31 protein-coding genes, 2 tRNA genes and 1 pseudogene are annotated in these 26,924 nt (G+C 54.3%); 20 read left to right on the top strand and 14 right to left on the bottom strand.

The features are described from left to right. Positions 1–209: 209 nt before the first annotated feature. From ccoP to QOY30_RS01730, 5 genes and pseudogenes are all read right to left on the bottom strand, one after another. Positions 210–1,127: a cytochrome-c oxidase, cbb3-type subunit III gene (gene ccoP / locus QOY30_RS01750; RefSeq protein ID WP_283742918.1), complete on the bottom strand. Its 918-nt coding sequence runs from the start codon at positions 1,125–1,127 to the stop codon at positions 210–212. Beyond that, positions 1,124–1,333, bottom strand: a complete 210-nt coding sequence (locus QOY30_RS01745; RefSeq protein WP_283742917.1) for a cbb3-type cytochrome c oxidase subunit 3 — start codon at positions 1,331–1,333, stop codon at positions 1,124–1,126. The genes ccoP and QOY30_RS01745 overlap by 4 nt, the downstream gene beginning before the upstream one ends. Then, complete coding sequence (gene ccoO, locus QOY30_RS01740) at positions 1,326–2,123, bottom strand: cytochrome-c oxidase, cbb3-type subunit II (protein ID WP_283742916.1); 798 nt, start codon at positions 2,121–2,123, stop codon at positions 1,326–1,328. Before ccoO ends, QOY30_RS01745 begins: the two co-directional genes overlap by 8 nt. 10 nt (positions 2,124–2,133) lie before the next feature. Continuing rightward, a pseudogene (gene ccoN / locus QOY30_RS01735) lies at positions 2,134–3,530 on the bottom strand (cytochrome-c oxidase, cbb3-type subunit I). Positions 3,531–4,088: 558 nt separating this feature from the next. Continuing rightward, positions 4,089–4,787, bottom strand: coding sequence for an MBL fold metallo-hydrolase (locus QOY30_RS01730; RefSeq protein ID WP_283742914.1), 699 nt, complete (start codon positions 4,785–4,787; stop codon positions 4,089–4,091). 104 nt (positions 4,788–4,891) lie between these two features. On the opposite strand from QOY30_RS01730, the gene QOY30_RS01725 reads away from it, so the two are divergent. The 7 genes from QOY30_RS01725 (at position 4,892) to QOY30_RS01695 (ending at position 10,371) form a co-directional block, all read left to right on the top strand. Beyond that, a complete protein-coding gene (locus QOY30_RS01725) occupies positions 4,892–6,193 on the top strand; it encodes a sigma-54 interaction domain-containing protein (protein ID WP_283742913.1) in 1,302 nt (433 codons plus the stop codon). A 288-nt stretch (positions 6,194–6,481) separates the two neighbouring features. After that, on the top strand, positions 6,482–6,898 hold the full coding sequence (locus QOY30_RS01720; RefSeq protein ID WP_283742912.1) for a NifB/NifX family molybdenum-iron cluster-binding protein: 417 nt from the start codon (positions 6,482–6,484) through the stop codon (positions 6,896–6,898). Beyond that, positions 6,880–7,116 (top strand): cytochrome oxidase putative small subunit CydP, encoded by a 237-nt coding sequence (cydP, locus tag QOY30_RS01715; RefSeq protein WP_283742911.1) that lies wholly within the window; start codon positions 6,880–6,882, stop codon positions 7,114–7,116. Before QOY30_RS01720 ends, cydP begins: the two co-directional genes overlap by 19 nt. Then, a complete protein-coding gene (locus tag QOY30_RS01710) occupies positions 7,113–8,684 on the top strand; it encodes a cytochrome ubiquinol oxidase subunit I (RefSeq protein WP_283742910.1) in 1,572 nt (523 codons plus the stop codon). Before cydP ends, QOY30_RS01710 begins: the two co-directional genes overlap by 4 nt. Before the next feature lie 10 nt (positions 8,685–8,694). Then, the gene (cydB, locus tag QOY30_RS01705) at positions 8,695–9,834 is read left to right on the top strand and encodes a cytochrome d ubiquinol oxidase subunit II (RefSeq protein ID WP_283742909.1); all 1,140 of its coding nucleotides are present in this window, start codon (positions 8,695–8,697) and stop codon (positions 9,832–9,834) included. A gap of 16 nt (positions 9,835–9,850) precedes the next feature. Next, entirely contained in the window at positions 9,851–9,937 is an 87-nt protein-coding gene (gene cydX, locus QOY30_RS01700; protein WP_283746006.1) for a cytochrome bd-I oxidase subunit CydX, read from the top strand. Beyond that, positions 9,934–10,371 (top strand): hypothetical protein, encoded by a 438-nt coding sequence (locus QOY30_RS01695; protein ID WP_283742908.1) that lies wholly within the window; start codon positions 9,934–9,936, stop codon positions 10,369–10,371. Before cydX ends, QOY30_RS01695 begins: the two co-directional genes overlap by 4 nt. 159 nt (positions 10,372–10,530) lie before the next feature. Here QOY30_RS01695 and QOY30_RS01690 read toward each other — a convergent pair. The 3 genes from QOY30_RS01690 to QOY30_RS01680 all read right to left on the bottom strand — a co-directional run bounded on the left by QOY30_RS01690 (position 10,531) and on the right by QOY30_RS01680 (position 12,601). Then, positions 10,531–10,604, bottom strand: a tRNA-Gly gene (locus QOY30_RS01690). 96 nt (positions 10,605–10,700) lie between these two features. Next, on the bottom strand, positions 10,701–11,267 hold the full coding sequence (locus QOY30_RS01685) for a DUF6988 family protein (RefSeq protein ID WP_283742907.1): 567 nt from the start codon (positions 11,265–11,267) through the stop codon (positions 10,701–10,703). A 533-nt stretch (positions 11,268–11,800) separates the two neighbouring features. Next, positions 11,801–12,601, bottom strand: a complete 801-nt coding sequence (locus QOY30_RS01680) for a hypothetical protein (RefSeq protein ID WP_283742906.1) — start codon at positions 12,599–12,601, stop codon at positions 11,801–11,803. Between the two features lie 282 nt (positions 12,602–12,883). Between QOY30_RS01680 and QOY30_RS01675 the strand changes: the two genes are divergently transcribed. The 6 genes from QOY30_RS01675 to QOY30_RS01650 all read left to right on the top strand — a co-directional run bounded on the left by QOY30_RS01675 (position 12,884) and on the right by QOY30_RS01650 (position 15,778). Beyond that, a tRNA-Gly gene (locus QOY30_RS01675) sits at positions 12,884–12,947 on the top strand. A 37-nt stretch (positions 12,948–12,984) separates the two neighbouring features. Next, positions 12,985–13,188 (top strand): sulfur carrier protein ThiS, encoded by a 204-nt coding sequence (gene thiS / locus QOY30_RS01670; RefSeq protein ID WP_283746005.1) that lies wholly within the window; start codon positions 12,985–12,987, stop codon positions 13,186–13,188. Between the two features lie 77 nt (positions 13,189–13,265). Next, positions 13,266–14,060 carry a thiazole synthase gene (locus QOY30_RS01665; protein WP_283742905.1) on the top strand — a complete coding sequence of 265 codons (795 nt, stop codon included), beginning with the start codon at positions 13,266–13,268 and terminating at the stop codon, positions 14,058–14,060. 89 nt (positions 14,061–14,149) lie between these two features. Then, on the top strand, positions 14,150–14,851 hold the full coding sequence (trmB, locus tag QOY30_RS01660; RefSeq protein WP_283742904.1) for a tRNA (guanosine(46)-N7)-methyltransferase TrmB: 702 nt from the start codon (positions 14,150–14,152) through the stop codon (positions 14,849–14,851). Positions 14,852–14,951: 100 nt separating this feature from the next. Further along, positions 14,952–15,269, top strand: coding sequence for a hypothetical protein (locus QOY30_RS01655; RefSeq protein ID WP_283742903.1), 318 nt, complete (start codon positions 14,952–14,954; stop codon positions 15,267–15,269). A 179-nt stretch (positions 15,270–15,448) separates the two neighbouring features. Beyond that, positions 15,449–15,778 carry a hypothetical protein gene (locus tag QOY30_RS01650; RefSeq protein WP_283742901.1) on the top strand — a complete coding sequence of 110 codons (330 nt, stop codon included), beginning with the start codon at positions 15,449–15,451 and terminating at the stop codon, positions 15,776–15,778. Between the two features lies 1 nt (position 15,779). On the opposite strand, the gene hemW is transcribed toward QOY30_RS01650, so the two are convergent. The 4 genes from hemW to QOY30_RS01630 form a co-directional block, all read right to left on the bottom strand. Further along, positions 15,780–16,979 carry a radical SAM family heme chaperone HemW gene (gene hemW, locus QOY30_RS01645; protein WP_283742900.1) on the bottom strand — a complete coding sequence of 400 codons (1,200 nt, stop codon included), beginning with the start codon at positions 16,977–16,979 and terminating at the stop codon, positions 15,780–15,782. After that, complete coding sequence (gene rdgB / locus QOY30_RS01640; protein ID WP_283742899.1) at positions 16,976–17,665, bottom strand: RdgB/HAM1 family non-canonical purine NTP pyrophosphatase; 690 nt, start codon at positions 17,663–17,665, stop codon at positions 16,976–16,978. The genes hemW and rdgB overlap by 4 nt, the downstream gene beginning before the upstream one ends. A gap of 156 nt (positions 17,666–17,821) precedes the next feature. Then, a complete protein-coding gene (gene rph / locus QOY30_RS01635; protein WP_283742898.1) occupies positions 17,822–18,538 on the bottom strand; it encodes a ribonuclease PH in 717 nt (238 codons plus the stop codon). A 50-nt stretch (positions 18,539–18,588) separates the two neighbouring features. Next, entirely contained in the window at positions 18,589–19,428 is an 840-nt protein-coding gene (locus QOY30_RS01630) for a PP2C family protein-serine/threonine phosphatase (protein WP_283742897.1), read from the bottom strand. Positions 19,429–19,515: 87 nt separating this feature from the next. On the opposite strand from QOY30_RS01630, the gene QOY30_RS01625 reads away from it, so the two are divergent. From QOY30_RS01625 to QOY30_RS01595, 7 genes are all read left to right on the top strand, one after another. Further along, positions 19,516–20,382: a YicC/YloC family endoribonuclease gene (locus tag QOY30_RS01625; protein ID WP_283742896.1), complete on the top strand. Its 867-nt coding sequence runs from the start codon at positions 19,516–19,518 to the stop codon at positions 20,380–20,382. Between the two features lie 17 nt (positions 20,383–20,399). After that, entirely contained in the window at positions 20,400–21,011 is a 612-nt protein-coding gene (gene gmk / locus QOY30_RS01620) for a guanylate kinase (RefSeq protein WP_283742895.1), read from the top strand. A gap of 9 nt (positions 21,012–21,020) precedes the next feature. After that, positions 21,021–21,227: a DNA-directed RNA polymerase subunit omega gene (gene rpoZ, locus QOY30_RS01615; RefSeq protein WP_283742894.1), complete on the top strand. Its 207-nt coding sequence runs from the start codon at positions 21,021–21,023 to the stop codon at positions 21,225–21,227. Between the two features lie 48 nt (positions 21,228–21,275). After that, positions 21,276–23,408 (top strand): RelA/SpoT family protein, encoded by a 2,133-nt coding sequence (locus tag QOY30_RS01610; protein WP_283742893.1) that lies wholly within the window; start codon positions 21,276–21,278, stop codon positions 23,406–23,408. Between the two features lie 20 nt (positions 23,409–23,428). Continuing rightward, positions 23,429–23,857 carry a thioesterase family protein gene (locus tag QOY30_RS01605; protein ID WP_283742892.1) on the top strand — a complete coding sequence of 143 codons (429 nt, stop codon included), beginning with the start codon at positions 23,429–23,431 and terminating at the stop codon, positions 23,855–23,857. 36 nt (positions 23,858–23,893) lie between these two features. Beyond that, positions 23,894–24,256, top strand: coding sequence for a response regulator (locus tag QOY30_RS01600; protein WP_283742891.1), 363 nt, complete (start codon positions 23,894–23,896; stop codon positions 24,254–24,256). Between the two features lie 370 nt (positions 24,257–24,626). Further along, positions 24,627–25,340 (top strand): response regulator transcription factor, encoded by a 714-nt coding sequence (locus QOY30_RS01595; protein WP_283742890.1) that lies wholly within the window; start codon positions 24,627–24,629, stop codon positions 25,338–25,340. A gap of 142 nt (positions 25,341–25,482) precedes the next feature. Here the strand turns inward: QOY30_RS01595 and QOY30_RS01590 are convergent, their stop codons facing one another. Then, positions 25,483–25,800, bottom strand: a complete 318-nt coding sequence (locus QOY30_RS01590) for a c-type cytochrome (protein WP_283742889.1) — start codon at positions 25,798–25,800, stop codon at positions 25,483–25,485. 75 nt (positions 25,801–25,875) lie between these two features. Further along, positions 25,876–26,541 (bottom strand): adenylate kinase, encoded by a 666-nt coding sequence (adk, locus tag QOY30_RS01585; protein ID WP_283742888.1) that lies wholly within the window; start codon positions 26,539–26,541, stop codon positions 25,876–25,878. Between the last annotated feature and the right edge of the window lie 383 nt (positions 26,542–26,924).

Here is a 26,924-nt window from a genome sequence, read left to right as displayed (position 1 = left end):
CTCCTCCCTTTTTCAATTACCGATAGCCTATTTATTATCCTTGCTCTTCATCGCGTTACGGAATGCCAAATAAAGTAGCCAAACTGCTGTAAGGGCGGAGCCTGCAACAGCAATGATCACTGCCCAGAAAACTGCATCATGATTCATCTCAATTTACTCCTTTATTAGTAAGCGTCTGCACGGGCTAGCCCGTGCAGACCGAGACAGACTTATTTAGCTAATGGGGCGTCGGCCTGACCGCCACCAAATTTGTACACATACACAGCCAACTTCTTAATTTCGGCATCACTCAATTTGCCAGCCGCTTTGAAGGATGGCATCACTGCAATGCGAGCATCAGGACCGGCATTCACACCATACGCAACTGTCTTCTTGATGCCTTCCAATGACCCGTCAAAGCGCCATACCTTGTCTGTCAAGTTAGCTGAGCCCATAGCCTGTATGCCCTTGGCATCAGCACCGTGACACGCTGTACAGTCACTTTCCATGAACACCTTCTTGCCAGCTGCAACTGCTGAGTCGGCATCTGCTTTGTCCTTGCCTTCTTCGCTCATTGCCTTGACATACTGGGCCACGTCGTCGATCTGCTGATCGGACAACACGCCCTTGTGAGGAGTCATTACCCCTTGGCGGCCTCCAACAATGGATGTGTGGATGTCATCGATCTTGCCGCCGTACAGCCAGTCATCATCACGCAGAATGGGAGCAAACAAGCCTTGCTTGTCTACCGTACCCACACCGTTAGTACCATGACAGGCTGCACAGTTATCGCCGAACAGCACCTTGCCGGAACGGGTCACGTATTCGGTCAATTCGCTATCAGCCAATATTGCGGCAGGCGTCATGTCCTTAAGCTTGGTTTCATACTTGCCGCGCACATCGTCAACCACGCTTTTATCCGCTTCCATCTCGTTAATCGCGGTCCATCCACCGATTCCCTTGAAAAAACCATGTGCGTTGGAAATAGGAACGGACGGATAGAACAGGCAGTACACCACACACCAAATTGCACTGGCTGTCAGGCCCAGCATCCACCACTTCGGAGGTTGATTGGTAAAGTCCCCCAGATCGTCGTCCCAAACGTGACCGGTTGTCGGCACGCCGCTTGCATCGTGTTTATCACTCATCTTTTTTCTCCCATATTGATAGGGTCTTCGTCATCCAGCGCCATACTGCGCTGGGACTCAAACGTGGCCTTGTTAGCCGGACGGAACACCATGACATATACCGCCACCATTCCAAACGCAGCAACCAGGACAAAAAAGACGCCCAGCCAATCGTTTGTGGTCATGGCAGCGACATCCATGCCAAGATATCCCATTAGCTTAGTCACGATAGTTAACACCCTCTTCGAACTTGACGTGGTTGCCCAATCCCTGCAGGAAAGCAATCAGGGCATCCATGTCGGTCTTGCCTTCCAACTGCGCAGCAGCGCCGTCAATATAGGCAGGTGTGTAAATAGACTTGGGTACCGGATTGAACGGCATGATGGTCATGACCTTCATCGCTTGCACGGTCTCCGTCACATTCACAGGCATCTTTTCCAACCAGAAAAAGTTCGGCATGACGGATTCCGGCACCACTTCGCGCGGATAGCTCAGGTGACGGCGGTGCCATTCATCCGAGTACTTGCCGCCGACACGAGCTAAATCAGGACCGGTACGTTTGGAACCCCATTGGAAGGTGTGGTCGTACATTGACTCTTCCGCGATTGAATAGTGACCGTAGCGGTCCTTTTCGTCGCGGAATGGACGTATCTGTTGTGAGTGACACAGATAGCAACCTTCACGAATATAAACAGCGCGTCCAGCCAACTCCAGAGGCTTGTAGGGACGAACACCGTCGCCGGGCTGCCAGTCTTCCAGAGTCTTGTGGGCGGATGTTGCGGGATTCCAGACGATTTTATCCATCGGAACAACGTTACCCTCTTTATCCTTGTGGGCCGTGCCGTTGAAAGTACCGTTCCCACCGCTCATCGCGGTATTGGGAAGATAAAATAACGGGACGATTTCCACAATACCGCCGACCGCCACAGCGATCGCAATCATCACAAACATCAGAACTGTGTGACGCTCAATATTGTCCTGAAATTTGGTCGAATAGATTTTGTCGTGATCAGACATGTCTCACTCCTTATGCTTTAGCGGGAACGGCGCCGGATGAGCGCAAAGCGCTCGCCTGACGCACGGTCATCACGATGTTGAACAGGGCAATCCAACTACCAATGTTGAAGATCAGGCCACCTGCTGCACGCATCGCGTAATACGGATGCATCGCAGAGACAGACTCAACAAAGGTATAGGTCAATGTGCCGTACTCATCGTAATCGCGCCACATCAGACCCTGCATGATGCCAGAGACCCACATCGCAACGACATACACCACAGTACCGATGGTCGCCAGCCAGAAGTGGACGTTCACCAGACTGTCGGAGTACATCTTTTCTACACCCCACAGTTTCTTCACCATGTGGTACATCGCGCCGTAAGCAACCATTGCCATCCAGCCCAAAGCACCGGAGTGTACGTGACCAACGGTCCAGTCTGTGTAGTGAGACAGCGCGTTAACGGTCTTGATGGACATGACCGGACCTTCGAACGTTGACATCGCGTAGAACGCAAGGGAAACAACCAGGAATCGCAAAATATAGTCGGTACGCAACTTATCCCAAGCACCGGACAAGGTCATCATGCCGTTCATCGCCCCCCCCAGGACGGGATGATCATTGCCAGAGAGACGGCGGCACCCAAAGAGCCGGTCCAGTCAGGCAATGCGGTGTATTGCAAGTGGTGCGCGCCCAGCCACACGTATCCAAAGGTCAGTGCCCAGAAGTGCAACACAGACAAGCGATAGGAGAACACTGGACGACCCGACTGCTTGGGAACGAAATAATACATGATGCCGAGGAAGCCGCCGGTCAGGTAGAAACCCACAGCATTGTGGCCCCACCACCATTGCACCATGGCATCCTGCACGCCGGAGAAAATTGAATAGGAATTCGTCAAGCTGACAGGAATAGCCAAGCTGTTGACCACATGCAGATAGGTGATCATCACAATCATGGCCATGGTGAACCAGTTGGAGACATAAATATGCGAAGTCTTGCGGATCGCCACGGTCATGATATGGTTCAGACCGAAGGACAACCACACGACCGCAATCATGATATCCACGATCCATGGCAATTCAGCGTATTCCTTGCCTTCCGACCACCCCATCGGCAGACTGATCACAGCACACACAATGATCAGGTTCCAGCCCCAGAAGGTGAACCATGCTAGGCCGTTGCTCCACAATTTTGTGGCTCCGGTTCTTTGCACCATGTAGAAGCCGGTTGCCATCAACACGCAACCACCGAATGCGAAAATAACCGCATTGGTGTGTAGCGGACGCAAGCGTCCAAACGTGATGTATGGGATATCAAAGTTCAAAAACGGGAACGCCAATTCCGATGCGATATACACACCGACTAACGTCCCAACGACTGCATAAATGGCAGCCGCGATGGTGAACCATCGGACGACTTCCATATCGTACTTTACTGGTGTCGCTTGCGTAGCTTCCACAGTAGTCTCCTCCTCGAGCAAGTTAACAATAAATGCGCAGAACACACCTTTTAGCCGCGATGTGTCTTGCGCACCTTTCCCTTACAGCATACTTACGGCTTTCATAAACTTTCTAATTAACAGCGGTATAGCCACCGGCAACGATCCAAATCAAAAGTCAGCTTTGAATCAAAATTACCCGAGTGGTTTCATCGGGTTAGCGCTCCAAATGCAGACCAGTCGGCATCCTCTCAGTTAAAACCGCCTGCGTCAAGCTTGCGTTAAATATGCATCAAACATCTGTTAATTTATGTACAGCCATTCCGAATTTTTCAAAAAATGAAACCGGCAAAATTTTAAGCCGATGAATCCAAGAAAACTGATCGGGGAGAAATTGTTATAGCCTTGCTTCGGCAACTTACATAAATGTACGTAGTTATGCGTATATTTCAGCCTTGTAAAAAATGTAGTTTCGAATCGTCTCAGCCCATCTGGATCAATAAATTAGGAAGGGCTGCGAAGTTTAGTGCCGCTCGGTACCAGCTAAGAAGACATTAGCGCCACAAAGGAATCCCTGCTGCGGTTACTGAAACATGGATTCGATACCTTTTCCTCTGCTATGGTGGATACAGTGCGTCCATTTACATCCAGCCCCGGATAAACCAGCGTTTCCGGCGGCATCGTAAACAGTCGAGTCGTCACACTGTCGAACAGGCTTCCCGGATCTTCGCAAGGCATATTGGTGTTGCCACAATTTCCAATGAGCAAGGTATCACCGGAAAACAACCTGTCCCTCCAACGGTAGCACACGCTACTTCGCGTGTTACCGGGGGTACCAATGACATGCACGACCTCATCACCGAACGTCATGTGTGCGCCATGAGCCACTTGCAAATCAGCTTCCAAGTGTTTGCAGCCCGAACCGGCGACAATGATTCCACCAGTTCGGTTACGCAGCGAGACTGCGCTCTGGCCTGTAGTCGAATGCGCACGGGTCAGCAAAATTAAATGTAAATCCAGTCCAGAATCGCCAATCAGCGCGAGCAGCACATCCTGGCTTTCTGCAACCGGATCCACGACTATGCAGACCGGATTGTTGCGATCACCCAGGATATAACTGTAAGCACCGGTTGGAGCATTTCTGATTTGCCGGAACACCACGATTGGATTCTTTACCTTTAAAAGCAGACAGGTAATCTCCAACGCAAGATTCGAGCCACAGCACCAGAAAACAAGGCTCATAAAATACAATGGGTTGCAAAAATTACTTCGCTGTCATCGCTTGCATAGTAGTGTCAGCACTGCCATCATAGCAGTGTTTGTCACTCAAGTGGAATTGCCGCATTATGAAATCTCCTCTACTCCCCGAACTTGTATCCTTCATAGAAACACTCCCGGAGCCACATATTCTGTGCGATCGCCAATACAGGGTACTGGCAGCAAACAATGCCTACCGGCGCAGCTTCGGCGTAAACCAGGTTTATGCGGGTCGCACCTGTTTCGATATTTCCCATCATTTCAGCGTCCCCTGCGATCAGGCAGGCGAAACCTGCCCGCTTCAGCAAAGCCTCCGTTCAGGGCAACGGGAACGTGTACTTCACCTGCACCAAACTCCGCAGGGAGAGGCTTATGTCAACATCGAGTTATCGCCCATACGCGACGCCAAGGGCGATATCGCTTACTTCATCGAGAAAATGGAGCCCCTTGCCGTTGCCCGTGGACTTTCCGATGCACAGGGACTGGTCGGGCGAGCGCCAGCCTTTCAACACATGCTGGAAATGGTTGCGCGAGTTGCGCCTTCGGAGGCCACCGTGCTGCTCCTGGGAGAGTCAGGCACCGGCAAGGAACTCGTAGCCAGGGCGATACACGACGCAAGCCGCAGGGCTGGCAAACCTTTCGTTGCACTTGATTGCTCGGGGCTGACCGAAACGTTGTTCGAAAGCGAACTGTTCGGTCACGAACGCGGTGCATTTACAGGCGCCAACACCAGAAGCGTAGGGTTGATCGAGGCTGCCAGCGGCGGAACACTGTTCCTCGATGAAGTGGGTGACATTCCTCTGGTCATGCAAGTCAAGCTCTTGCGCCTGCTTGAAACCGGCACATATCGGCGCGTTGGCTCTGCCGAACCTCACAAAGCAGATATCCGTCTGGTTTCGGCGACACACCGCAACCTGCGCGAAATGGTGACCAGCAGCAGTTTTCGGCAAGATCTTTACTTCCGGCTCAATACATTTCCGGTTGAACTGCCTGCCTTGCGCGAACGATCCTCCGATATTCCCCTGCTGGCGATGTCTCTTTTGTCACGCGTTGCGGCCGACCGAAATCTGGTAATTTCCGAGGAGGCCATTGATTTGTTGCTCCACTACGACTACCCCGGCAATGTGCGCGAATTGCGGAATATCATCGAGCGCGCCAGCCTGTTATGCGATGGCGAAGCCATACAGCCAATACATTTGCCCGAGGAAGTGCGCTCCGGTCACGCGTTGCGTGCAAACAATACCGGCAAATACGCAAGTCTGGAAGAACTGGAACGCCAGACCTTGGAGACTCGGCTCGCACATCATCGCGGCAGCCGCAAAAAACTGGCGGCTGAACTCGGTATCAGCGAAAGAACGCTATACCGGAAACTGAAGCGACTTGGAGAGTAGTCCACTCTGCCATGATGGCGGATATCCCTGCCACCATGGCAGAATTATCTGGCTTATTTCCATCGCACGCATGCGACATTTCGCCGCAAGCAGATCTGAAAACAGCAACGAACTTAGGCTGTTAGATTTTTTCTGACAAACGTGGCACACGCCTTGCATTGCAGAGCGCATGGAAGCGGCGTAGCCTTTGCTGCCAGAAACAGTCCGAGGGCACTCCTCTCGCAAACAGTACTTGCCCGCTGCTTCGACGCCCGTCGCTTCCTCCCAACTAACAGTCAGGAGAATCTCATGCGTATAGCAGTTACCAGCCAGAATTACCGCACCGTCACTGGCCACGCCGGACGTGCGCGTCGCTTCATTGTCTTCGAAGCCAACGGACAGGAACCTTCCCGCGAAGTTGAACGACTCGATTTTGATGCCGACATGGCGATCCATGGCTTCGATCATCGCGCCGCACACCCCCTCGACAGCATGAATGTGCTGATCACCGGCGGTGCCGGAGCAGGCTTTATCCAGCACCTGGCTGCACGCGGCGTGCTGGTGGTCGCTACTGAAGAAAGCGATCCCGGCATGGCAGTGGAGGCATTCCTCGCAGGTCGAGTGAAACCAGCCAGCGAAGGTTGCAACCACGACCATGGCGATCCGGACGGCGATGAGCACGTTCACGCAAGCGGACAAGGTCACACATGCAACTGCCACGGCTGAAACGCAACACCGGTGGCGCGAGAAAGACGCTACGCCGCGAGATCGCCGTTGCTCTGGCGATCAAATTCCTGGTGCTCTACGGTCTCTGGTATGCCTTCTTCAGCCATCCGTCGATACACGGCATGACCGAGGGTATGAATCCGGACCGCGTTGCCGCCGCCCTGATCGCGCCGCTGCCAGCAAACACAACTGAACCTCACGAGGAGAGTCACAAATGATTACCCAAGAAGTCGTCGACCTGTCGCGGCTGCAATTCGCCGCCACGGCCTTCTACCATTTCCTGTTCGTCCCCCTGACGCTCGGCCTTTCGTTCCTGCTGGCCATCATGGAGACGGTGTACGTCATGACCGGCAAGGAGATCTACCGGGACATGACCAAATTCTGGGGCAAGCTGTTCGGCATCAATTTCGCACTCGGCGTCACCACCGGCATCACCATGGAATTCCAGTTCGGCACCAACTGGGCCTATTACTCGCACTACGTCGGCGACATCTTCGGCGCGCCGCTGGCCATCGAAGGCCTGATGGCATTCTTCCTCGAATCCACTTTCATCGGCCTCTTCTTCTTCGGCTGGAACAAGCTTTCCAAACGCAGGCACCTGCTGATCACCTATCTCACGGCGATCGGCTCCAACCTGTCGGCGGTATGGATCCTCATCGCTAACGGCTGGATGCAGAACCCGGTCGGCTCGCAATTCAGCTACGTGACCATGCGCATGGAAATGACGTCGTTCAAGGAACTGGTGTTCAACCCGGCAGCGCAGGCCAAATTCGTGCACACCGTGTCGGCCGGTTACGTCACCGGCTCCATGTTCGTGCTTGGCATCAGCGCCTGGTACATGCTGAAAGGCAGGGATATCGAATTCGCCAAGCGCTCGTTCCGCATCGCGGCCGCGTTCGGCTTTGCATCGGCCATGTCCGTGATCGTGTTGGGCGACGAATCCGGCTATGCCGTCACCGAACACCAGCAGACTAAACTAGCTGCGCTGGAAGGCATGTGGAAGACCGAGCCAGCCCCGGCGTCCTTTACGCTGTTTGCAATTCCAGACGATGAGAAACGCGAGAACAGGGCCGAGATCAAGATCCCCTACGCCCTCGGCCTGATCGCCACCCGCTCCGCGAACACACAGATTCCCGGCATAGACCAGCTCGAAGCACGCGCCGTCGAGCGCATCCAGAGCGGCACCATCGCCGTCAAGGCGCTCGAACAGTTGCGCGCCAAGACCGCCGACGATGCGACTAAAGCGCGCTTCGAAGAACACAAGGCCGATTTGGGCTACGGATTGCTGCTGAAGAAATACACCGCCGATGTCTCTCTGGCGACGCCGGAAATGATCGCGCAGGCAGCGCGCAACTCCATCCCCAGGGTCGCTCCCATGTTCTGGACCTTCCGCATCATGGTGGCACTGGGTTTCTCCTTCTTTGCCCTGTTTGCGTTGTCGTTCTGGTATTCGGCCAAGAACACCTTCCAGCAAAAACGCTGGTTGCTGCGCTGGGCCTTGTGGTTCATCCCACTGCCCTGGATCGCCTCTGAGATGGGCTGGTTCGTGGCGGAATATGGCCGCCAGCCGTGGACCATCTTCGGCATCCTGCCGACCAATCTTTCCACTTCGACCATTTCGGTCAACAGCCTGTACGGTTCGCTTGCCGGCTTCATGTTTTTCTATACCGGCCTGCTGGTGGTGGAGCTGTACCTGATGTTCAAGTACGCACGCCTCGGCCCATCCAGCCTGGGCACCGGCCGTTATGCGGGAGAAGCTGCGCCCGCCCTTAAATCCGCACAGTGAGGAAAACATCATGCTCGATTATGAAACCCTGAAAATCATCTGGTGGCTGCTGGTCGGCGTGCTGCTGCTCGGCTTTGCAGTCATGGACGGCCACGACATGGGCGTGGGCACGCTGCTGCCTTTCGTCGGCAAAAGCGACGTGGAACGCCGCGTCGTCATCAACACCGTCGGCCCGCATTGGGACGGCAACCAGGTCTGGTTCATCACTGCCGGCGGCGCCATATTCGCCGCCTGGCCGCTCGTCTATGCGACTGCCTTCTCGGGCTTCTACTGGGCCATGCTGATAGTCTTGTGGGCGCTGTTCTTCCGTCCCGTCGGCTTCGACTACCGTTCCAAGGTGGCCGATCCGCGCTGGCGTAGCGCCTGGGACTGGGGCCTGTTCGTCGGCGGCAGCGTACCCGCGCTGATCTTCGGTGTCGCGTTCGGCAACCTGCTGCAAGGCGTCCCCTTTCACTTCGAAGACAACCTGATGCCGGTCTACACAGGCACGTTCTGGGGGCTGCTCAATCCGTTCGCCCTGTTGGCTGGCGTCGTAAGCCTGTCCATGCTCACTTTCCACGGCGCGAACTATCTGATGATACGCACCGAGGGTGATGTTTACGCACGCGCCAGAAAAGCTTCGCTGATCTTTGGCACCGTGATGCTGGCTGCCTTCACCATTGCCGGTATCTGGGTTGCTTCGGATATGCCGGGCTATGTCATCACCTCGGTGGTTGATCCCGGCGCATTGCCCAACCCGCTGGACAAGACAGTCGAAATTCAGACGGGCGCATGGCTGGACAATTTTGCAAGGCATCCTGCACTCTGGGCAGTACCGGGCGCTGCCTTCGTCGGCGGCCTGCTGGCCCTGCTGTTTGCCTGGGCGAAAAAGCCGGTGCTGGCCTTCATCGCCAGCGGTGTCGCTGAACTTGGCGTCATCGGCACTGCCGGTGTCGCCATGTTTCCCTTCATCATGCCTTCGTCCAGCGATCCGCGCTCCAGCCTGACGGTATGGGACAGCGTCTCCAGCCACCTGACCCTGGAAGTGATGTTCTGGGCCGCGCTGATCTTCACACCCATCGTCATCACATACACCGGTTGGGCATACAAGATGATGGCGGGCAAGGTCACCAACGCCTACATCGAGACTAACGATCATTCCGCTTATTAAATTCAAGGAGATTCGCATGTGGTATTTCACCTGGATGTTGGGCCTTGCAATGGCCATACTGTTCGCCGTAGTCAACGCGCTCTGGCACGAGTTTCACGAATGAAAGCAGACTGTCTGCGCCCTCTGTGGCTCGCTGGCTTGCTGCTGGCGGGCCCGTTAATGGCTGAAGACCAACGCCAACTGGCCACCCTGCCGCCGCCAGCGCAGGAGACGCTACGACAAGAGATGCTCGCCAATCTGGTGGCGCTTAACGAGATTCTCGGACTGGTCGCAACAGACAAGTTCAAGGAAGCCGGTGCAGTCGCCGAACAACAACTCGGTCTTTCCGTCCAAGGCCGGAACAGGGACAAGCCTTTCGATGCACGCCCGGGGCCGCATATGCCACAAGCCATGCGTGCGCTGGGCATGGAAGGCCACCGCGCCGCCAGCGAATTTGCCAAGGCGGCACAGGCGGGAGAACGCGACCGCGCACTGGCTCTGTTGCCCAACCTGACCAGTGCTTGCGTAAGCTGCCATGCTTCCTGGCGTATCCGCTGAGCATAACTGGGACCTGTCATCATCGCGCCTGCTTCATTGGGCGATGTGTTCTTTCGAACAGTACTATCTACGTGAATTTCGCTGATCGAGCATGCGCGCAAGGAATAATGGAGCGTCACATCTGAATGGGAATCGGGTTTCTTGACGAGGCCATGCGAATGGAGCGGGTGAAGGGGATCGAACCCTCGTATGCAGCTTGGGAAGCTGCCGTTCTACCATTGAACTACACCCGCGATACTTGATGATTTTACGCAGGTTACAGACAATACTCAAATCAACAGTGTCCTTACAGTGTGAAACAGTGCGGACTCCACCGTGGAGAATACTGTTCAAGGGTTGAGTTTGTGTGAGTTGCGAAAAACAGTTGCCTGTTTTTCCAATTCCGCCAGTAACGTTTCCATATCTGCTAATGCAAAGAGCTCAGCAGCTACACGGATTTCTATCTCGACCGAAAAATCAAGCAACCTGGCAAGCTCATCATCTGGATAACTAGATTCGATTCCGACTTCTGTGATTCTTCTGATGACTTGAGATGCACCACCATGTGTGAGCTGGTTAAATTGTGGCGAGTTTGTTTCCTTGTTAACCTTAAGCCATGCTCCTCCTGTTTCCGGAGCATTACCAATTTTCTTAATCATCTGTTCTAATTTAGGGCAGGTCCCTTTCATGAAGTTCTGCAATTCGGTGTCTGTTGCGAAATTCAATAGCCAAAGGCCATGAGCATACGCTTCAAGCTGTACCCTTATGAGAGCAAAGGCTGAACCGTAAAGCAGTTTGTCAATTAACGTGATGATTGCATCGTGGTGTTCTTGTGCAAGATGGAGGGCAGCAGCACCGATGCGTATGCGTTCAGAATTTGGCAAAATGAGTTCATTGGTTTGCTCATGAATCCACACGCGGAGTTCCTTCGACCTCAGAAGACTAGCTTCGACTAACAACTTGCTTCCTCGGTATCCACCTATCACTCCCTAAATACTGCGGTAACTCCATGCAATTTCTTTGAACGTTTATATTTCTAAATTACCCTCAATATATCGATATTAGTGACAAATATTTTGCCAACGACCGTTTACTTGCAAGTATTCGCACTTTGAAGTTCCAATAGGTGGAAGTTCTAAGGATGGCAATGGCTTTAGTTCCGTTGAAGGTAAAGGTTGGATTAGTGGTAATTTTGTTGAAGGAATGTCTAGTGTGTTATCGCAAATGTCTTTAACTCGACAGTTATTTCCATAGTTATCGCAGACATTAGAACTTCTGCATTGAGCAAATACTGTTATTGAATATGATGAGGAAAGAAGCATTGCAATCAGTAAATACTTTTTCATTTGAACCTCACATTGATACCGGAGTATTGAAATTTAATTGGATATGAAATTTGGCAACCTCACAACCGAATGTTTTTTTATTGCTTTGGAATGCTCTTAGTGGATTACTTTTTCCAAGGTCTCCAACCTGTATTTAATTTAACCAAATAATCAAATCGCGGGCGGTCATATTTGTCTAAAACATTATCCAAAATGCACATATAAATTATACTAAATTGTTCTTTGCTCATTTTTTGTTCATACATTTTCTGCATTCTTATGTAGTTGCACTTTGATATTGCGACTTCTTCTACATCTGGGGGGTACTCGCCAATATCTTCTAAATCTTTGCTGTTAAGCCAATATACATCATTTGACGGGTGTGTCATCATCGTGTCAATCAAATGTTCGGAGACACCCTCTTCTTCCAAATATGACTTAACCTTATGCATCAGTAGTATTTGGTTATGTTCGGATTCAATGTTTCCTGATGGGTCTTTAAAATATGGGCGATGTATTCCTACACCCCCGTAGTATCTATCACGCTTTTCCTGAGGCAATAAAGTTCCATCATCATTTGTAATATTTTGAGCATTGCGTTCTATGCCCGCAAGGTATACAAAAAAGCAGGAACTCGCACACACTTTGCCCTTCGATACAAAGACATGAAGGCGCGTTCCTTTGATAAGAGAAACCAATTTCATGGCCTCATTAATATCGCCTCCATTTGAACTAACCCACAAAGAATTTGGAATAAGTTCTGTCTTTACCATCTCTATTAATGTAGCGGCAAAACGTTCAGCATCGCCTTTTCTAATTTCACCTTCCAAATAAATTTTATGGCCATCTGAAAATACATCAGCCGCTTTCGCTGTTATGCAAAATGCGACCAGAAGTATTAATAAAACGAATTGGAATATACGCATTGTTTTTCCCTAAGAAACCTGACCATCAATGGGTGTCCGCTCCACCCGATAGCAGTTATCCAGAAATTGGATCGTGCCAGACAAATTCGGTATCCACAACATGAAAGAATGTATAGACCGTCACCACAATCACTGCAATCGCCCCGAAATTCGTACCACCGTAGAAACAAACTCAACCCTTGAACAGTATTCTCCACGGTGGAGTCCGCACTGTTTCACACTGTAAGGACACTGTTGATTTGAGTATTGTCTGTAACCTGCGTAAAATCATCGAGTATCGCGGGTGTAGTTCAATGGTAGAACGGCAGCTTCCCAAGCTGCATACGAGGGTTCGATCCCTACATCAACTTCATTGCATCTTAAAATTGAGCGCCAAATTAAAAGTGATCACCGTCAGCATCAATGGCGAACCGCGCCAGTTTCCAGAGAACACAACCGTTGCCGCCCTCATTGATGAGATGGGGCTTACCGGCAAACGCATCGCGCTGGAGCGCAATGGCGAGATCGTGCCGCGTAGCACCTTCGCCACCCGGCAGTTGGCGGCGAGTGACAAACTCGAGATCGTCGTCGCCGTTGGCGGTGGATAAACAACGGCTGAATTGGCACTGTCTGACGATTTGCTCAGACTGTCATGCAGAGCTAAGCAATCATCTGGAAAACATAAATGAACGATAAATTAGTCATCGCCGGTAAAAATTATTCTTCCCGCTTGCTGGTCGGCACCGGCAAATACAAGGACTTTGCCGAGACCAAAGCGGCAATCGAAGCCAGCGGTGCTGAGATCATCACGATCGCAATACGCCGCAGCAACATCGGCCAGAATCCGAACGAACCCAGCCTGCTGGAGATCTTGCCGCCGTCGAAATACACTCTGCTGCCCAACACTGCAGGCTGCTACACCGCCGACGATGCGGTGCGCACCCTGCGCCTGGCGCGCGAACTGCTGGACGGGCACAGTCTGGTCAAGCTCGAAGTGCTGGGCGACCCGCAATCGCTGTACCCGAATGTGATCGAAACCATCGCCGCGGCAAAGACGCTGGTGGCGGAAGGTTTTCAGGTGATGGTTTACACCTCGGACGACCCCATCGTAGCCAAGCAACTGGAAGACATCGGCTGCGTCGCCATCATGCCGCTGGCCTCGCTGATCGGCTCCGGCATGGGCATTCTCAACCCGTGGAACCTGCAGCTCGTCATGGAGCGCGTAAAGGTGCCGGTGATCGTGGATGCGGGCGTGGGCACGGCTTCCGATGCCGCCATCGCGATGGAACTGGGTTGCCACGGTGTATTGATGAACACCGCCATCGCCGGAGCGAAAGACCCCGTGCTGATGGCCTCGGCCATGAAAAAGGGCGTGGAAGCAGGACGCGAGGCATTCCTCGCCGGACGCATGCCTAAGAAGCTGTATAGCGCCAGCCCGAGTTCGCCAACGGCGGGCATCATCTCTTCGACACGCAGCTAACCCTTTATCCGCAGATTTTGCAAATTCACGCAGATTAGAATTCATGAAATCTGTGAAATTTGCAAAATCTGCGGACGGCCTTTTTCCCCATGACTGACCATACTGATCTTAAAAATCGCCACATCCGCAGCTATGTACTGCGTCAGGGCCGCGTTTCCGTCGCGCAACAGCGCGCCATTGACAACCTGCAGCCGCGTTACGGAATCCCTTACGTTGCTCGTCCGCTCGACCTCGTACAAACCTTCCGTCGCACTGCTCCGGTCATTTTGGAGATCGGCTTCGGCATGGGCGACAGTACGGCGACCATCGCACAGGCGCATCCCGAGAACGACTATCTGGCGTTGGAAGTACATACTCCCGGCGTGGGCAACCTGCTCAAACTGATCGATGCCGGGCAACTCAGGAATATCCGCATCATGCAGCACGATGCAGTGGAAGTGCTGCGCGACATGATTGGCGACGATACTTTGGACGGCGTCCATATCTTCTTCCCCGACCCCTGGCACAAGGCGCGCCACAACAAACGCCGCCTGATCCAGTCTCCGTTCATCGCACAACTGGTCAGGAAGCTCAAGCCCGGCGGCTATATCCACGTCGCCACCGACTGGCAGGATTACGCCGAGCAGGTGCTGGCAGTATTGAGCGCCGAGCCGTTGCTGCAAAATACCGCGTCAGATTACGCCCCGCGCCCTTCATATCGGCCCCTCACCAAGTTTGAATTGCGCGGACTCAAACTGGGACATGGCGTTTGGGACCTTGTTTTCCGCAAAAAACCCATTAATAGCCATTAGGTCTATACTGTTAAAAATGCGTTAAATTGCTTCATTGCTTCAGTGACGATTTCGTTGCGCCGTTAATTGTCTTTTTATAATTTCAATTCAAGGAGCTGACATGAAAAACCTCATTGCACTAACCTGCTTGTTGCTTGCCTCTTTCGCTACTCCGTCCTTTGCACATGAATCGACCAACGATTGCGATAAACAAGCCGCCACGATCACGGACACAGCCAAACGCGCAGAATTCATGAAGTCCTGTTTGAAAAAAGTAGATGAAGAAAAATCCTACGAGCAAGACCTGCATGACAAAAGACAGCATTGCGATACCAATGCCGAAAACATGAAGCTTGAAGGCAAGAAAAAAGAAGAATATTTGAATCACTGCTATAAGGAAAACGACTTTGACAAGTCAAATCCGCATCCGAAGATGTAATTCAGCACCATCCCCTTGTTTTCAGACAAGGGGAGGGTACGGATACCCCAAAGTGGCCTTGGAGAACAAATGTAAATTTTGTGTAAAATTTATGTAAATTTTACGTTAATTCCATTAGAATAACATTTGTAGTTGTAGTGTTAATTTTCTTTCTACAAATCTCTCTCTAAGGAGTCAACATGAAATACTTCATCGCACTAATGAGTTTGTTGCTTGTCACAATTGCATCTCCCGCTTTTGCACATCAAGGCAACGATTGCGCAAACACAGCCGCTAAGTTCACCAATTTCAAAGAACGCCAAGCTTACACAACATCTTGTTTGAAAAAGGTGGCTACCCGCCAGAACTCCGAGTTAATCGGACAAAGGGAAAAAGAAGCAACTTGCAATCAAAATGCAAAGAACCTGAAGTTCGATGGCAATATGAAAGCTGCCTATTTGCGGCACTGTTATCAAGAGAACGACTTCAATCCCAATGAAATACCCGATCCAAGGGGCAGGGGAATTTAATTCAATTTCTTTCCCGCAGAAATACCTGCAGCAAGTCGTTCAAAAACCGTCGCCCCGATTCTGTCGGGGCGATTTTTTTGTGGTCCTGGAATAACAATCCCCGCCGCTCTGCCTCGGCCAGCTCATGGCGTATCGAGAACAACGGCAGACTGGTGCGTTCGGTGAACAGGGCAATGTCGAACCCTTCGTTCAGACGCAGCGCATTCATCATGAACTCGAATGCGATATCGTTATGCGACACCTCATGCGCTTCCTGCACCGGCTGGCCGCTTGCTACCGCCTCCATGTAGGCTTGCGGCTGCTTGTAACGCGCCTGGCGCAATATCTTGTCGTGGAAACTCAGCTTGCTGTGGGCACCCGCACCGATGCCCAGATAATCGCCAAACTGCCAGTAGTTCAGGTTGTGCCGCGAGCGTCGTCCGGGCTGCGCGAACGCCGAAGTCTCATAGTGTTCGTAACCGTGTGCGGCAAGCAGCGCTTCGATGGATTGCTGCATGTCGCTGCTCGCATCGTCGTCCGGCAACGGTGGCGGATGGTGCGCGAAAAGTGTGTTCGGTTCCAGCGTCAGGTGATAGCAGGACAGATGTTGCGGCTTGAATTGCAGCGCGGCCTGCACGTCCTGCAATGCCTGTTCTTGAGTCTGGTTCGGCAGCGCATACATCAGGTCGAGGTTGATGTTGTCGAAATGCTGCTGCGCAATCCCGATCGCGCGTCTGGCTTCATCGGCGGAATGGATGCGACCCAGCGCCTGCAGATGGGCGTCGTTGAAGCTCTGGATACCAAGCGACAGCCGGTTCACACCCGCCTCGAGGAACGCGGCAAACTTGTCCGCCTCCACCGTGCCGGGATTGGCTTCCAGCGTGATCTCGGCGTTGATATCGAGCGGCAGCAACATGCGTACCTGGCGCAGAATCTCCGTCACGCTTTCCCCGCTCAGCAGACTGGGCGTGCCGCCGCCGAAGAACACGGTATATACCTTGCGCCCCCAAATCAGCGGCAGTGCCATTTCCAGGTCGCGCACCAGCGCCGCGACATATTCACGCTCCGGCATTCGGCCGCGCGCCTCGTGCGAATTGAAATCGCAATACGGGCATTTGCGCACGCACCAAGGAATGTGGATATACAGCGACAGCGGCGGCAGCGCCCTGAAATTTACCGGCTGCGATTTGATGCCGAACGGTTGCAGCGGCTGCTCGCTCATGCGCGCGGGAAGCGCTGCATCAGCACCTGCAGCGCCTTGGCGCGATGGCTGATCTGCGCCTTCTCGTCGTGCGTCAGTTCCGCCGCCGTCTTGCCGAACTGCGGCAGCCAGAACATCGGATCGTAGCCGAAGCCGCCCTCACCGCGCTCCTCATGGAATATTTCGCCCTGCCATTCGCCTTCGGCGATCAGCGGTTGCGGATCGTCGGCATGGCGCACCAGCACTAGCACGCAGTAATAATGCGCGCGGCGGTCGGCCACGCCCTGCATCTCGCGCAGCAGTTTCTCGTTGTTGCGCACATCGGATTGCCGCCTCGCCAGTTCGCGCAAAGCTTCAGGGGTCAGTGATGAGGCGTCTTTGCGACTGCTCCCGCAGGCGGCTGGCTCCGCCAGTAACGTGTCGCAGTCGCGCTTGTCTCCCGCATAGCGCGCGGAGATCACGCCGGGTGCTCCGCCCAGCGCTTCGACGCAGATGCCGGAATCGTCAGCCAGTGCCGGCAGGCCGCTTTCACGGCTGACGTGGCGCGCCTTCGCCAGCGCGTTTTCGACGAACGTACAGTGCGGCTCTTCGGCTTCGGAGATGCCGAGTTGCGCCTGCGTCAACACTTCGATGCCGAGCGGAGCCAGCATGTGTTGGAATTCGCGCAACTTGCCGGGATTGTTCGATGCGATGACCAGTTTTTTCATTGCCTAATATCCAATACCATGCTGCCCGCTAGCCAAATGACGACGGCAATCTTCAGGCGGGGGGCCCCTGAATCGCCGATTGACGGGCATCTCCACGGGGAATGCCCGCAGATCGCCTTGCGACGGCTCTCGCAAGGCGCATGCATTCCCTTCACGTCAGCCTTGCAACGCTTTTTGCTGCATCTCGACCAGCTGACCGATGCCGTGTTTCGCCAGTTCCAGCAGCGTATCCATCTCCTCGCGCGAGAAGGGATGACCTTCCGCCGTGCCCTGCACTTCGACAAAGTGGCCGCTGCCCAGCATCACCACGTTCATGTCGGTGTCGCAGGCCGAGTCTTCGACATAGTCGAGGTCAAGCACCGGGGTGCCCTGGTAGATACCGACCGAAATGGCCGCAATGAAATCCTTCAGCGGTGTTTCTTTGACCAGGCCTTTGCTCATCAGGCCGCTCACCGCGTCGTGCAGCGCGACGAACGCGCCCGAGATGCTGGCGGTACGCGTGCCGCCGTCGGCCTGGATCACGTCGCAGTCGATCTGTATGGTGCGTTCACCGAGCTTTTTCAGATCCACGACGGCGCGCAGGCTGCGTCCGATCAAGCGCTGGATCTCCTGCGTGCGCCCGGATTGCTTGCCCTTCGCGGCTTCGCGCTGCATGCGCTCGCCGGTGGAACGCGGCAGCATGCCGTATTCCGCCGTCACCCAGCCTTCGCCGCTGCCCTTCTTGTGCGGCGGCACGCGCTCTTCGACGCTGGCGGTGCAAATGACCTTGGTGTCGCCGCACTCGATGAGTACAGAGCCTTCGGCATGTTTGGTGTAATGGCGGGTGATGCGGATAGCACGCAGCTGATCCGGCTTACGCTGGCTGGGACGCATGACTGGGACCTCGAAAAATTAGGGAACAGCGCGGATTATAACGGACTTGCTCAGAAGTTCCCCGGCAAGTCCCGTTCGTTCAGCATGATGCATACGGGCACGTCGGTGGCATGCTCCTCCTCGCCATCGCCCAAACGTGCCACTACCGCGGTGGTATTGTCGGCACGCGCGCCTTCGCGGTACACCGCCGAAACTACCAGCTCGTCCAGCCTTTCCGACAACGTTTGAACCGACGAGAGTTGCACCATTTCCTCGTCGGTCAACGGGCTCCAGAAGCCGTCGCTGCACAACAGCAGGGTGTCGCCGGGCTCTGTCGCAGTCGGCTTGGAGACATCGACATAGAACATGTCTTCCACCCCGCCCAGGCAGTTGGTGATCTTGTTGCGGTCGGGATGCGTCTTCATCTCAGCAGCGCTGATGATGCCCCAGTCCGCCCACTGCTGTACCACGGAATGATCGTGCGTCACACTCGTCACCGCATTGTCGCGCAAGAGATAGAAACGCGAATCGCCCGCATGCGCCCACCAGATCTGCCCATCCTGCACCAGCGCGGCAACACAGGTGGTGCCGGGATTGCCGTCGAGCTTTTCGGCGCGGACGTAGTCGAATATGGCGTCGTGACCGGCGCGCATGGTGGCGCGCAGGAACACTTCCGGCTCCTTTACGCGCGGCTGCTCAAGGCGGGCGAATGCGCGCATGAAGGAATGGACGGCGATCTGCGCGGCGATTTCGCCATGCAGATGCCCGCCCATGCCGTCTGCCAGCACCAGCAACAGCGCTTCATTGGTATAGGCATATCCCACACGGTCCTGGTTGTACTTGCGACCGCCGATGTGGTTGGCCTGGTGAACAGCGAACTTCATCTTCTCCCTGTGTTTTTGTGCACCCAATGTTCTTTGGGAGTCTGTGACTAGGTGCAATCGTAATATAATGCGCGCCGTTCAGCCCGTGTTTTTTCCACTTCGCCGGAGACTTCAATGATTTACAGCATGACCGGTTTTGCCTCCGTCGCCGCCGAACTGGATTCCGGTTCGCTTTCCCTTGAGTTGCGCTCGGTCAACCACCGCTATCTCGACCTGCAATTGCGCATGCCGGACGAGTTGCGCGCACAGGAACCCGTTTTGCGCGAGTCCATCGCGGCGCAAATGAGCCGCGGCAAGGTGGAATGCCGCATCAACCTCGCCGTGCGCCAGTCCGCACAGGAGCCGGCCCGCCTGAATCAGGTCATGGTGCAGCAACTATCGGTGTGGAGCAGCCAAATCCGCGAAAGACTACCGGATGCGCATGAACTTTCCGTGAATGATGTGCTGCGCTGGAACGGAGTGCTGGAAAGCCCAGCCCTCTCGGCCGAAACCCTGCACGCAGCGCTGCAAACATTGCTACTGAAAGCGTTGAAAGAATTCGCTGCCGCGCGGCAACGCGAAGGAGAGAAACTGAAAACCTTCCTGCTGGAACGCGTATCCCAGATCGAGGCCCTGCGCGCAGCCGTCGCCCCGCGCGTTCCCGCCGCCATCGTTGCTTATGAGTCCAGGTTGCGCGCGCGCCTGCTCGAAGCGCTGGGCAGCGAGGACGACGAACGCGTGCGGCAGGAGATCACGCTCTACGCCAGCAAGATCGATGTCGACGAAGAACTCTCGCGCCTGCAGACCCACCTCGCCGAGGTGCAGCGCGTGCTGGAAAAAGGCGGTGCGGTCGGCAAACGCCTGGATTTCCTGATGCAGGAACTGCACCGGGAAGCCAACACGCTCGGCTCGAAATCCGTGGATGCGGAAGTATCGCGCAGCGCGATGGAGATCAAGATCCTGATTGAGCAGATGCGCGAACAGGTACAGAACATCGAATAACGGAACAGGAGAACAGCATGTCCGGCAATCTTTTCATCGTCAGCGCACCCTCGGGGGCGGGCAAGACCAGCCTGGTCAGCGCCTTGCTCAAAAGCAACAGGCATATCGCCCTGTCGGTCTCCTACACCACGCGCGCGCCGCGCACCGGCGAAATCGATGGCAAGGACTACCACTTCGTGAGCCGCGAACGGTTCCTGGAGATGGCGCAGCATGGCGACTTTCTGGAAAGTGCCGAGGTTTACGGCAATCTGTACGGCACGTCGCAATCGTGGATAGAGAAAGAACTTGCCTCGGAACGAGACATTCTGCTGGAGATTGACTGGCAGGGCGCGGAACAGGTGCGCAGACTGATGCCCCATGTCATCTCCATCTTCATTCTGCCGCCATCCCTGTCCGCCCTGGAGACCCGCCTGCAGGGCCGCGGACAGGACAGTGCCGAAGTGATCGCCCGCCGCATGCAGGCGGCGCGGGACGACATCTCGCATGTCGCCGAGTTCGACTATGTTATTATCAACGACAAGCTGGACGAGGCCTTGAAACAACTCGATGCAGTGGTCATCGCTTCCGGGCTGCACCGCGACAGTCAACTCACTCGTCACGCAACACTCATCAATCAATTGCACAAATAGGAGCACACCATGGCACGCATCACCGTCGAAGACTGCATGAAGTACATCCCCAACCGTTTCGAGCTGACACTGGCTGCCGCCTATCGCGCGCGCCAACTGGCGAACGGCGCCGGTTACCTGGTGGAGAACAGCAAGGACAAAGCCACTGTTGTCGCCCTGCGCGAGATCAGTGAAGGCAAGGTCGGGATCGAGATACTGAATCGCGGCATGGCCTGATCGCACGCCGCCGGGTTTTCTTCCGGCGGCTTCTTTGTCACATGACTCATGCCACAGACAGATGCTGAAATTCTTCTCCAAGAGGTCTCTGCCTACCTGAAGCCTAAGGATGTGGCGCAGATCGAGTCTGCGCTCGCCTTCAGCCGTGATGCACACCAGGGCCAGTTGCGCCAGTCGGGCGACCCCTACGTCACCCATCCCATCGCCGTCGCGCGTATCCTGACGCCGCTGCATCTGGACGCGCAGGCCATCACCGCGGCCTTGCTGCACGACGTGGCGGAAGACACCAACATCAGCATCGAACAGATCGCCGAGCAGTTCGGCAAGCCCGTGGCCGAACTGGTCGACGGCCTGAGCAAACTGGACAAACTCAAGTTCGACACGGTGGCGGATGCCCAGGCGGAAAATTTCCGCAAGATGCTGATGGCAATGGCGCGCGATGTGCGAGTCATCCTCATCAAGCTCGCCGATCGTCTGCACAATATGCGTACGCTGGGTGCTGTTTCCAAAGAGAAAAGCATGCGTATCGCGCGCGAGACGATGGATATCTATGCGCCCATTGCGAACCGTCTGGGCCTGAATAATTTGTACCAGGAGCTGGAAGACCTCAGTTTCAAATATCTGTACCCGAACCGCTATGCGGTGCTGTCGAAAGCCCTCAAGGTGGCGCGCGGCAACCGGCGCGAGGTGGTCAGCAAGATACTGGAAGCGATCCGCCAGCGCCTGGACGAGAACCATATCAAGGCCGAGGTGCGCGGGCGCGAGAAGCATCTGTACGGTATCTACCAGAAGATGCAATCCAAATCTCTGGCCTTCGCGCAGGTGCTGGACATCTACGGCTTCCGGGTCCTGGTCGAGGATATCCCTTCGTGCTATCTCGCGCTCGGCGTGCTGCATAGCCTGTACAAGCCCTTCCCCGGAAGGTTCAAGGACTACATCGCCATCCCCAAGGGGAACGGCTATCAATCGCTGCATACCGCGCTATTCGGCCCGTTCGGCACGCCCATCGAGGTACAGATACGCACGCACGAGATGAACAAGCTGGCCGAAAGCGGCGTGGCTTCGCACTGGCTGTACAAATCTTCTGAAGCGCAAATCAACGACCTGCACCAGAAGACCCACCAGTGGCTGCAAAGCCTGCTGGAAAGCCTCGCACAGAGCGGCGATTCGGTCGAGTTCCTGGAACACCTGAAGGTCGACCTGTTCCCGGACGAGGTGTATGTGTTCTCTCCCAAAGGCAAGATCTACGCGCTGCCGCGGGGCGCGACCGCGGTCGATTTCGCCTATAGCGTGCACACCGACATCGGCAACCGCTGTGTTGCGGCCAAGGTGAATTCCGAGCTCGTTCCGCTGCGCACCGAGTTGCGCAACGGCGACCGCGTCGAGATCGTCACCGCCACACTCGCGCACCCGAACCCGGCCTGGCTGAGTTATGTCGTTACCAGCAAGGCGCGCGGCGAGATACGTCACGCATTAAAGACCATGCACCTCGGCGAATCGGCCAAGCTCGGCGAACGCCTGCTCGGCCAGGCGCTCAATTCGCTCGGACTCAAGCTGCAAGACATCGATGATGTGTGCTGGGAACGCGTGCTGAAAGAAAGCAGCGCCAAATCAAGACAGGAAATATTTGCCGATATCGGTCTGGGACGCCGCCTGAACATGGTCATCGCGCGCCAACTGGCGAGGATGAACGAAGGTGAGGGAAATCGGGTGGAAGTCGGTTCCGGCAGCGGCATCATCACTCTGCTTGGCAACGAAGGCATGGCGGTTCAATACGCCAAGTGTTGCCGCCCCATTCCCGGCGACCCCATCATTGGCGTCATCAAGAGCGGACAGGGGCTCATCGTGCACACCCACGACTGCCCGACCTTGCGCAAGGGACGCAGCGGCAGCGAGGAATGGATGGATGTCGTATGGGACAAGAACATCAACAAACTGTTCGAGGTCAGCATCAAGCTCATCGTCGCCAACCAGCGCGGCGTGCTGGCCAAGGTCGCCGCCGCCATCGCCGATGCCGAATCCAACATCGAGAACGTCCACTTCACCAACGAGGGCGAATACACGGCGCTCTACTTCACCCTGCAGGTGAACAGCCGCCAGCATCTTGCCAGCGTCATGCGCGGCCTGCGCAGGATCCAGGAAGTGATACGCATCACCCGGGAGAAGAGTATCCCGGCATAAATTCTGCCAGGAGAGATATAATGAAAAATACCCTGAAGCCCGGGCTCAAATACGAGCACAAGTTCCTCGTACCGTCCTCAAAAACTGTTCCGGCGCTTTATCCGGAAGCGGAAGAGTTCCTCGCGATGCCGGAAGTGTTCGCTACCGGCTTCATGGTCGGCTTTCTGGAATGGGCCTGCATCAAATGTCTCAATCCCCATATCGACTGGCCGGTCGAGCAGACTGTCGGCACACACATCAATGTCAGCCACCAGGCGGCCACTCCGCCGGGCCTCGAAGTGACGGCGACCGTTGAATTGATCGAAGTGGACGGCAGGCGACTCGTGTTCCAGGTCGAGGCTCACGACGGCGTGGAGGTGATCTCCAAAGGCCGACATGAACGCTTCATCATCAACAGGGAAAAATTCGATGCCAAGCTCGGGGAAAAGCGGAAACCCTGCGGCGCATGACGTGCCCGACCACCATCGCATGAAGGACAGCTCATTTTGAAACGCATTTTGGTAGTTGATGATTCACCCAGCGTTCGATACGTCATTAAAACGATGATTTACGATCTGGGTGCTTATGAGGTGACCGATGTCCCGAACGGAGAGACTGCACTCAGGAAATTGAAACTGCTGCGCTACGATCTGGTTATTTCCGACTGGAATATGCCCCGGATGTCCGGCATCCAGCTTTTGGCTGAGATGCGAAAAGATGATGCGCTCAAGCACATCCCCGTCATCATGGTGACGGCGGAAGCAACCAGGGACAACGTTGAAACAGCCGCAGCCCTCGGCATCAACGGCTACATCACAAAACCATTCACCCCTGCCAAACTGGATTCATTGCTGAAAACCTTGCTATGACGGCTCTTGTAGGTTGGCACTTGCGCTGTACTTGCCAGCCCTCATATCCCCGAATGCCGGCATTCTGTTTGTTCTGTTGAGAAGTTAGAGGCAGTAACACAACTGAAATACGAAGCCTCGCGGTTCATCAATTGCTTTTTTACATTGTGACAATCATTTTTCATTGACGATCCCTGGCTACACCAGGAAGGCGATAGCCTCACACCTCCCGCTATATATGTATTCCTGCGTATATATTTAGCCAGCGCTCTGCTGTAGTTTTGCATACATCCGTGTTCTGTATCCCCGAACAGTTTCGGTCGCGACAAAACAGCGTCGCAGGTGGGATGCAGCATTGTCATTGAACCGATAGTCGTGAAATTTCAAAAATATGCGCATACTGATTATTGAAGACAATTGCGACCTCGCCTCCAACATGTTCGATTTCCTGGAGGCCAGGGGGCATATCCCGGATGCTGCCGGAGATGGCATTACCGGATTGCATCTGGCAATGGTCAACCAATACGATGCGGTCGTGCTTGACCTGATGTTGCCGGGAATGGACGGCATAACGCTATGCCGCAAGTTGCGCGAAGAAGGCGGCAAGACCACGCCGATATTGATGATCACGGGACGCGACTCGCTGGACGACAAGATCGCCGGACTTGAGGCAGGCGCGGACGATTACCTGATCAAGCCCGCAGAATTGCGCGAAGTGGAATTACGTTTGCGAGTATTGCATCGGCGGTCCGGCGAATATATTCAAAAACAGAAAACCATGGTGGTGGAAGACCTCAGTCTCGATCCATTCACTTGTTCCGTACGCCGCGGCGACAAGACTATCGATCTGCCGCCGATCTCCTACAGAATATTGGAGATGCTGATGGCTCGCTCTCCCCATGTAGTCAATCGCGACGACATCCAGCATATTGTTTGGGGAGAAGGCCGTCCGGACAGCGATTCGCTCCGGGCGCATATGCATTTGCTTCGAGACCTTATCGACAAACCGTTCCAGCAGAAATTGCTGCATACGCTGCGCGGTTTTGGTTATCAATTAGCCAGTCAGGATATGCATAGTAAATACCATGGGGCGAATTTGTCCTAAGATTGGCCGATTGAAATAATTTGCGTATCGCATAGCTTCAGTTGCATTTGCTACTGGAGCATCCTGCCCAACCAAAACCCGTCATGGGTTAACGATTGATTCGACACGACGCTCCAGATGCGTTCATATATCCACAAAAGAATTATTTCAGTCCCGCAATAAATTCAGAAAGACTTTTTATTTCTGCGTCAGTGGCGCCCATTCCCTTGGGCAGCATTTTGCCCATCTTCCAGCCGAATTCGCCTCCCTTGGTGATGTTTGCTGCTATTTTGCTTGCCGCATTTGCATCACCTTTGTACTTCTTGGCGACGTCATTCCACGCCGGACCAACCACTTTTTTATCTATGGCGTGACAGGCTCCGCATTTGGCCTTGCCCACTGCCGGCATGTCCGTTGCCATTGCGGAACCTGCAACCATTAGCGCTGCTGCAACTGTCATGTTTATGAATATTTGTTTCATTACTACCTCCTCTGAGTTTAACCACACAATTTACTTCCCTTGCTGCTTTCCAGTACCCAATGCCCTGAGTGTACATCATGCTTTCTTTACCGAGAGTACCGCGAAAATTTTGTTGCGGATGTCATCCACGCTGCCGACCCCCTGGATATTGACGCACTTTGGCGCAGAGGTATCGCCAGACCCGGCCCAGCCGGTATAGTAAGCAACCAGTGGTTTTGTCTGGCTGTGATAAACATCAAGACGTTTTCGGACGGTTTCTTCGGCATCGTCCGGACGCTGTACCAATTCTTCACTGGTTATATCGTCTTTGCCCGCAACCTTGGGTGGATTGAATACAATGTGATAGGTTCTGCCCGAGGCGGGATGCACACGGCGACCGCTCATGCGCTGGATGATTTCACTGTCGGCGACATCGATCTCGATCACGAAATCAATTTGCACACCCGCCTGTTTCATTGCCTCAGCCTGCGGAATTGTGCGGGGAAAACCGTCGAGCAAATAGCCATTGGCACAGTCCTTGTCCTTGATGCGTTCCTTCACCAGGTTGATGATGATATCGTCCGATACCAAGCCGCCCGCATCCATGATTTTTTTCGCCGCATGGCCCAGCGGAGTGCCCGCCTTGACTGCGGCACGCAACATATCCCCGGTTGAAATTTGCGGGATACCGAACTTTTCATGGATAAAATTGGCTTGAGTCCCTTTGCCGGCACCGGGAGCACCAAGAAGAATAAGTTTCATAGATTTACCTCGCGTGAGTAAATGATCAAATTGTATTGCTCAACGATGAGCCGCAATTTTCAATACAAGACACGACAGCTGATGCAAAGCGGACAGACCGTCTCGCCATTAGGCGCAATCTTTCACAACACGTCTATAACCACAAATAGCCGGGGGTTGTAACACTGATTGGCAGCAGTTCGAATTTTAAGATAACACTTAAGAAGCAGAATATCAGGTCGTCAACGCATCAATAATGAAACATCGAACAAGGTGCGTTCGCGACAATGCTTGCGTCATCCGACGCCGGCAATGAATCCGGATGGACGACTTCAGCTTGACCGATGTGCTCATCAAGCACGTCAGCCATCCACCGCAAGGTATGTATTCCTGCGTATATATTT

The sequence above is a fragment of the Sideroxydans sp. CL21 genome (assembly GCF_902459525.1).
Classification (GTDB): Bacteria; Pseudomonadota; Gammaproteobacteria; order Burkholderiales; family Gallionellaceae; genus Sideroxyarcus.
Note: the sequence above shows the minus strand (reverse complement) of the source record. Positions and strands in the feature narration are given on the sequence as shown.